The 6903-nt window shown below is 75.2% G+C and carries 6 protein-coding genes; 1 reads left to right on the plus strand and 5 read right to left on the minus strand.

Annotated elements, in window-relative coordinates; translation table 11 throughout:
• Positions 1-446 precede the first annotated feature (446 nt).
• From ACFUEL_RS31740 to ACFUEL_RS31760, 5 genes are all read right to left on the minus strand, one after another.
• Positions 447-1220 (minus strand): polysaccharide deacetylase family protein, encoded by a 774-nt coding sequence (locus tag ACFUEL_RS31740; protein ID WP_380240358.1) that lies wholly within the window; start codon positions 1218-1220, stop codon positions 447-449.
• 200 nt (positions 1221-1420) lie between these two features.
• Positions 1421-2386: an acetylxylan esterase gene (locus ACFUEL_RS31745; RefSeq protein ID WP_380240360.1), complete on the minus strand. Its 966-nt coding sequence runs from the start codon at positions 2384-2386 to the stop codon at positions 1421-1423.
• A 198-nt stretch (positions 2387-2584) separates the two neighbouring features.
• Positions 2585-3826, minus strand: coding sequence for an aromatic acid exporter family protein (locus tag ACFUEL_RS31750; RefSeq protein ID WP_380240362.1), 1242 nt, complete (start codon positions 3824-3826; stop codon positions 2585-2587).
• Positions 3823-4242 carry a large conductance mechanosensitive channel protein MscL gene (gene mscL, locus ACFUEL_RS31755; RefSeq protein ID WP_380240364.1) on the minus strand — a complete coding sequence of 140 codons (420 nt, stop codon included), beginning with the start codon at positions 4240-4242 and terminating at the stop codon, positions 3823-3825. The genes ACFUEL_RS31750 and mscL overlap by 4 nt, the downstream gene beginning before the upstream one ends.
• A 544-nt stretch (positions 4243-4786) precedes the next feature.
• Complete coding sequence (locus ACFUEL_RS31760) at positions 4787-5335, minus strand: LURP-one-related/scramblase family protein (protein ID WP_380240366.1); 549 nt, start codon at positions 5333-5335, stop codon at positions 4787-4789.
• Positions 5336-5665: 330 nt separating this feature from the next.
• Between ACFUEL_RS31760 and ACFUEL_RS31765 the strand changes: the two genes are divergently transcribed.
• Positions 5666-6814, plus strand: a complete 1149-nt coding sequence (locus tag ACFUEL_RS31765; protein ID WP_380240368.1) for a PP2C family protein-serine/threonine phosphatase — start codon at positions 5666-5668, stop codon at positions 6812-6814.
• Positions 6815-6903: the final 89 nt, after the last annotated feature.

Genomic DNA, 6903 nt, shown 5'->3' on the forward strand with positions numbered 1-6903 from the left:
CCTGATGCCCGGGGCCTTCCCCGCCGGCCGCCGAATTCGGCCGCCGATTCCGGCAGCGGGAAAGCCGGCCGCCCTGCCGCCCGCCCCACCGCCTGCTCCGCCGCCCGCCTCCTGGCACGACGGCCCCGGGGAATCCCGGCCCGACCGGCTCAGGTCGGCCCCGGTCGGGCCGAAAAGCGAGGAGACGGGCCCGGTTCCCGATACCGGTACGCCGTTCCCCCTCCTGCCGGTCACCCATTCCGGAAGATCGAGTGGGAGCGCTCCCACAGCAATCCGCCGGACAGCATGTCAGCGCCGGGGGTTCCTGTCAAAGGTCCCGCCACCCCGTCCGGCCGACGGCCCGACTCCCCGTCAGACCGCCTGCCGGACACCGGAACTCCCCCGGCGTTCCCCCGCCGGCCCCGCACAGCTCCGGACGTGCGCGGTCACCCCCGGGGGCGCCCCCGTCACCTGTAGATGACGCCGGGCTCCGCGACCCCGGGCGCCAGCAACTCCCCCACCGTGACGAAGGTGTAGCCCTGCCCGGCCAGCCCCTCCAGCACGGCGGGCAGCGCGGGCACCGTGCCCTTGTGCAGCGGGTGCAGCAGGACGATCCCGTCCCGCGCCGCCCCGTCCAGCACCCGCCGGGCGATCAGCGCGCTGTCGTCCGTCGCGTAGTCCCGCGCGGTCACCGTCCACAGCACCTGGGCCATGCCGAGCTCCCGCGAGATCCGCGACACCCGGTCGTCGGTCCGCCCCTCCGGCGGCCGCATCAGCGTGGGCCGCCGCCCGGTGACCCCCTCGATGACGTCCGCCGTCCGGTCGAGCTCCGCCCGCACCTCCGCGTCCCCGACCTCGGTCAACCGGGGGTGGTTCCAGGTGTGGTCGCCGATCTCGTGCCCCTCCCGCGCGATCCGCCGCACCACCTCGGCGTTCCCCGCCACGTCCCGCCCCTCCAGGAAGAACGTCCCCACCGCCCCGTACCGCGCCAACAGGTCCATCACCGCCCCCGTCGGCTCCCCCGGACTCCCGTCGAAGGTCAACGCGATGCACTTCACCCGCGCACAGTCCACCCGCCCCACCCCCGCGCCGCCCCCCACCGCCCGCTCCCGCGCCTCCCCCGGACTGACCGTCACCATGGCGAAGCTCCGCACGACCACCACCGTGACCAACCCCGCCACCGCCAGCACCGCCGCCACCAGCACCAGGTAGAACCGCGGCCCCCGCTTCACCCACTTCATGCCCTCGACCCTACATTTCCCCTTTCGCCCGACTTCGCCCCACCCCGGGCCCGCCCGTTCCCGGAACGCACGGCGGGAACGGGAGCCGTCCAGGACCGCGCCGGGACGGACGGCCCACCCGCCGTCCGCCCCGCCTGCCCCGGTCGCCCCGGTCGCCTCCGACGCGCGGTACTCGGAGCACGGGACTCGGAGCACCGGCCTCAGAGCACGGACGCCGCGAAGGCGAGCGCCACGGGGAAGTGGTGGCTGCCGCCGCCCTCGTGGCCGTTGTAGGGGTAGACGCTGATCTCCTTCGGGCCGAGGTAGTGGTGGTAGGAGGCGAAGACGGTCTCGGGCGGGCAGACCTCGTCCATCAGCGCGACCGAGTACAGCGCCGGGGCGGTGGCGCGGGCCGCGAAGTTGAGGCCGTCGAAGTGGGCGAGGGTGGCGAAGACGGTCTCCACCTTGTCCCGGTGGACCTTGCAGAACTCGGCGACCTCCTTGTAGGGGAAGGCGTCGGTGATCTCGGTGGCGCGGCGGATGTGCTGCAGGAAGGGGACGTCCGCGACCACCCCGGCCAGGTCGGGCACCAGGCCCGCGACGGCCAGCGCCAGGCCGCCGCCCTGGCTGCCGCCCGCCACCAGGACCTTCCCCGGGTCGACGCCGGGGTGGGTGCGCACGGCGTCGACGGCGCGCACCGCGTCGGTGTAGAGCCTGCGGTAGTAGTACGCGGCCGGGTCGAGGACGCCGCGGGTCATCGACCCGGGGTGGGCCGGGCCGGCGCCGGGCCCGTCGTCGGGGGTGTCGCCGGGGGACCAGGCGCCGCCCTGCCCTCGGGTGTCCATGACCAGGTGCGCGTAGCCCGCGCTGGCCCACCGCAGGTGGTCGTGCGGCAGCCCGCGGCCGCCGCCGTAGCCGATGTACTCGACGACCGCGGGCAGCGGCCCCTCGGCGCCGCGGGGGCGCACCAGCCAACCCTTGATCGGCTGTCCGTCGTAGCCGGGGAAGGTGGCGTCCTCGACGGTGACGGTGCTGAGGCCGGTCTCGACCGGTGCGGTGTCCAGGCGGGCGGGGACGGCCCTGGCGGTGGCCAGGGTGTCCGCCCAGAAGGCGTCGAAGTCGTCGGGTTCGGTGCGTTCGGGCCGGTGCTTGCGCAGTTCCGGAAGGTCCATGGAGAGGAATGCCATGAGGGCTCACCATAGGGCCGCCCGGCGCCCGAGCCAATGCCGGGTCCGGAAATCCCGGGCCGTGCTCAACCGCTTAAGCCCTGAAGTTCCGGTGCGGCGCCCGGCCCCGCGCCGGCGGTTGATCCGGCGCTGCGGATCCTGCTCCGTTTTCCGGCACCGGACCGGTCCGGTTCGTGCACCACTGCGCCCGAGCGCGTTTCACCGGGCCGGTTCCGGGCTCTCCCCGTGCGGGGCCGCGAGCCGGAGCGACCGCGGGTGCAGGGCGGACGGGTGGGGTCCGTGGCGGGGGTCCAGCTCGTGGAGGATCTGTCGGGTCTCGTCCATGATCGAGCCGTGCAGGGACCAGACCGCCGGGCCGTGGTCGGTGCGGCAGAGCGTCTCGGCGGCCGCGGCGTGGTGGTCGCGGCCCCGTTCCAGGGCGGCCGTCAGGTCGTCGGTGTGTCCGGGCTCGCGGACGTGGTCGCGCTGGATGCGGGCGAGGACGTCGAGCGCGTCGCCGACGGCCTCCAGGACGTCGGCGAGGGGCCGCAGTCGTTCGCGCGCGTCGGCCTTGTGCGGGAACTGCCGCTCGCCGCGGGCCAGGTCGTCGAGGCCGCGGAGCACCGAACCGAGCTGGTCGCAGACGTGGCCGAGGCAGGTCAGCCCTTCCCCCAGCGGCCCGAGCGCAACCGCGGGATCGGTCTCCTGCCGCAGCCGCCGGGGGTTGAGGCGGATGCCCTCCTCGGCCTGGTCCGCCGCCTCCCGCGCCCGGTCGAGTTCGCGGGCGGCCGCCTCCACCCGGCGCAGCCAGCCGCCGGAGGTCCCCTCGTCCCAGCCCTCGCGCAGTCCGCGGGCGGTGTCGTGGGCGGTGCCGGCGAGGCGGTGGGCGACCCGCGCGGTCCGGTGCGCGGCGTGGCCCACGTAGGTGGGGGGCGCGGCGACCAGGTTGACCAGGACGCCGGAGGCGACGCCGATCAGGGTGTCCCCGATCCGGACGGGGGCGTACGGGGCGCCGGTGCTGAGCACGAGCAGGACGGTGACCGGCACCTCGGTGGCCTGCTCGCCCAGGCGCAGCAGCTTTCCCAGGCCGAGGCAGACGCCGACGGCGAGGCCGATGCTGGCGAAGTTCGCCCCGGCCAGGCGCAGCAGGCCGAGGGCGGCCAGTGCCCCGAGCAGGACGCCGCCGATCTGCCGCAGGCCCTGCGCCAGCGTCCGCAGCACCGTGAGCTGGACGGTCAGCAACGCCGCCAGCGGTGCGAGGACGGGCTGTTCGTCCTCGCCCAGCAGCACGACCGCGGCCTCCCAGGCCAGCGCGCAGGCCGCCGCCACCCGGGCGGTCTGCACCACCGACTCGCGGTGCGACCGGACCCCGCGCACGGGGTGGCGCAGCGTCCGGCCGACGGCCCGCCAGCCGTCGGTCGTCCTGCGGCGCCACGACGCCGCGCGGCCGGGGGCGGTCACGGCAGGTCGGGCATCGGGGCCGACTGGGCGGTGCAGAAGGAGCACCGGGTCGCCCGTGCGGGGATCGCGGACAGGCACTCGGGGCAGTCCCGCTTGGGCGCCTGGACGTCCTGGTGCGGGGCGAAGCGCTCGTGCAGCTCGTTGAACGGCAGCACGACCACGAAGTAGAGCACCAGCGCGGTGAGCAGGAGGGTGATCACGGCGTCGACGAAGCCCCCGTACGGGAACTCCACGTGGTGGATGCGGACGGTCCGTCGGCTGAAGTCGCCCACCGCGCCGGTGGCGAGGCCGACCAGCGGGGTGAGGAAGGCGCGGACCAGGGCGGTCACGACGCCGGAGAACGCCGCTCCGATCACCACGCCCACGGCCAGGTCGACGACGTTGCCCCGCAGGACGAAGCCACGGAAACCCTTCACTGATGCTCATCCTTCCCGTTCGCCCGCGCCCGCAGGGGCCTGGTCGAGGGCACCACCGCAGGGGCGGCCCGCGTGCGGTCCGCGTACGGCCCGCGTCCGGTGCGCTCGGCGGCCTTCTGCCCGGTCCGCCCGTCCGCATGCGGCCGGGTTCGACGGGCAGCGGCCCGCCACCCCCGCTGCGCGACCGGCCTGCCTGCCTGCCTGCCAGGGATGACTCGCAGTTGTGCGTCCTGTCCTGGGACGTCCCGGCGTACGGCCTGCACACCGCCCGGGTGCTGCCGGAGCTGCTCGGCGGCCGACCGCCGCTCCGCTCTCCCGTCCGCCATTCATTGACGTTCCGTCAATTGCCGTTCCACTTAACGGAAAACCGGCCGACCGCCTTTTCGCTCCGCGCACTTAAGCGCATAAGTGGCGCACCGCTCGGCCGATTTCCCGCCCCACCGGGAGTTCCCCCACCGGATTCGACGCACCATCAGGAGGGATCTCCAGGCGTCGCACGTTCCCCGTCCCCCGTCCCCCGTCCCCCGCCCCCGCCCCCCGGCCGTCAGTCGCCGGGGTGGGTCATCGCGTCGATGGCGATGGCGGCGGCCAGGACGGTGGCGTGGTCGGCGTCCGGGCCGATCTCCAGGCCGTAGGTGTCGCGGAGGCGGAACCACTTCTTCGAGACCTCGGCGACTTTGCGGCCGTCGCGTTCGATCGTGTACTCGTGGTCGAGGACGTTGCCGTGGACGTCGAGGTCGGGGCCGTCGGCCTGTTCGATGTGCCAGCGGTCGCGGAGCGGGTTGATCAGGGCCTTCTTGACGGTCGCGATGCGCTTGCCGTCGGCGTCCTCGATCTCCATGGTGTCCTTGATCCGCAGCGCGCGGCCCTGGACGGTGGCGACGCGGTGGCCGGTGCGGTCCTCGATGTGGAAGGTCTTGCGCAGGCGCAGGGCCTTGCCGTCGACCTTGTAGACGTGGTCGCCGGCGTCGTCGTCGATCCAGTAGTCGTCGCCGATCGCGAGGACCTTCTGTCGCATCTGGTAGCGGGTGACCCCGTCCCCGTGGTCGAAAGCACGGTTGGCCTGGCGGCGGGCCCGTCGTTCCTCGAACATCCCGGCGTCCTTCCTGAGCGTGAGCGTGCGGCGGTACGGCGGCGGACGGCCCGCTCCCGTTGCCGGGGTACGCCGTCCGTGGGCCCTTCGTACTGCCGTCCGGGCCGTCCCGCATCTTTTCGGCGGCGGGGTCGGCAAGGCCGAAGGGCCCTACCGGGGGGCGCGGGCGGGTGGTTACCGTCGGAGCCCGGTGCCGGCCCGCCCGGGAGCGGGCCGTGCGGGCCGTACGGGCCGTACGAGCCGTACGGGCGGCCGTACGGGCCCACGAGAGCGAACGCGCACACGCACCCCCACACGCACACCCGCAGGAACGCGAGAGGAAGCAACGAGATGTCGTCGACCGTCGACGTGCCGGGCTCCACCGGGCGGGGGCGGTGGTGGTCGCGGCCGTGGGTCGCGCCGGTGGCGGCGATGGTGCTGGTGGCGCTGGGGGACCTGCTGCTGGGGCCGGCGCTGGGGTTGCTGCCGCTGTTCGCGGCGGGGCCGGCGCTGGCGGCGGGGCGGGGGTCGCCGCGGACGGTGCTGGGGTCGACGGCGCTTGGGGTGGCGCTGGTGCTGCTGATCGCGGTGCGGGACGGGCTGTGGGGGCACACCCGGGTGTGGGTGGCGCTGGCGGGGGTGCTGTTCACGGCGCTGGCGGCGTGCTGGGTGTCGGTGACCCGGCGGCGGGCGGAGCGGGAGTTGGTGGACGTCCGGGCGGTGGCGGACGCGGTGCAGAACGTGCTGATGCCGCCGCTGCCGCCCCGGCTCGGTCCGCTGGAGTTGACGGGCTCGTACCGTTCGGCGCACCGGACGGCCCGGGTGGGCGGTGACCTGTACCAGGCGGTGCAGGTCCCGGGCGGGGTGCGGATCCTGGTCGCGGACGTGCAGGGCAAGGGCCTGGAGGCGGTGAGCGCGGCGGCGGTGGTGCTGGGGGCGTTCCGCAACGCGGCGCCGGTCGCGCCGGACCTCAACGCCCTGGCGGCGCAGATCGAGCAGTCGCTCGCCGAGCAGACCCCCGGGGACCGGTTCGTGACGGCGCTGCTGGTGGACGTCCGGGAGGACGGGCGGACCACGCTGCTGGACCACGGGCACCCGGTGCCGGTGCTGCTGCGGGCGGGCGGGGCCGCGCCGTCGCTGCCGGGGCTGGACCCGGCGCCGCCGTTCGGGCTGTCCGCGCTGACCGGCGCGCCCGCCCCGCGGCCGACGGCGCTGACCCTGCGCGACGGGGACCGGCTGCTGCTGTGCACCGACGGCCTGACCGAGGCCCGCGACGGCTCCGGCACCTTCTACCCGCTCGCCGACCGGGCCCGGCGGGTGCTCGCCCCGGTCTGCCCGCGGCAGGCCCTGGCCCGGCTGCGCGCGGACGTCGAGGACTGGACGGGCACCGGCCCGGACGACGACTCGGCGCTGCTGCTCTGCGACTTCCGCGCGGCCGACTCCCCGGCCGGTTCCCCGGCCGCCACCCGCCGCCCCCGGCCCGAGGCCGTCGCCGCCTAGGTCCTGTCCGGTCGGTCTTGTCGGATCAGCGCGCGGCGTCGGGCGCCCGGCTGGGAGTGCCGGCCCGACGCCCTCGTACTGGATGTACT

This window comes from Kitasatospora sp. NPDC057198 (genome assembly GCF_042670125.1).
In the GTDB taxonomy this organism is placed as follows: Bacteria; Actinomycetota; Actinomycetes; order Streptomycetales; family Streptomycetaceae; genus Kitasatospora.